The 382-nt window shown below is 69.4% G+C and carries 1 protein-coding gene; it reads left to right on the forward strand.

Annotated elements, in window-relative coordinates; genetic code table 11:
* Positions 1–382, forward strand: a 382-nt coding sequence (locus tag IH50_RS0137030; protein ID WP_030873117.1) for a flavodoxin-dependent (E)-4-hydroxy-3-methylbut-2-enyl-diphosphate synthase, incomplete at both ends; no start/stop codon positions are given.

Consider the following 382-nt stretch of genomic DNA (forward strand, 5'->3'; position numbering starts at 1 on the left):
CAGCAGATCGCCGAGCTCACCGCCTCCGGGTGCCAGATCGTCCGGGTCGCCTGCCCCACCCAGGACGACGCCGACGCCCTCCCGGTGATCGCGAAGAAGTCGCAGATCCCGGTGATCGCCGACATCCACTTCCAGCCCAAGTACGTCTTCGCCGCGATCGAGGCCGGCTGCGCGGCGGTCCGGGTGAACCCGGGCAACATCAAGCAGTTCGACGACAAGGTCAAGGAGATCGCCAAGGCGGCCAAGGACCACGGCACCCCGATCCGCATCGGCGTCAACGCCGGCTCGCTGGACCGGCGCCTGCTCCAGAAGTACGGCAAGGCGACCCCCGAGGCGCTGGCCGAGTCCGCCCTGTGGGAGGCGTCCCTCTTCGAGGAGCACG

The organism is Streptomyces sp. NRRL S-37 (genome assembly GCF_000721605.1).
In the GTDB taxonomy this organism is placed as follows: Bacteria; Actinomycetota; Actinomycetes; order Streptomycetales; family Streptomycetaceae; genus Streptomyces.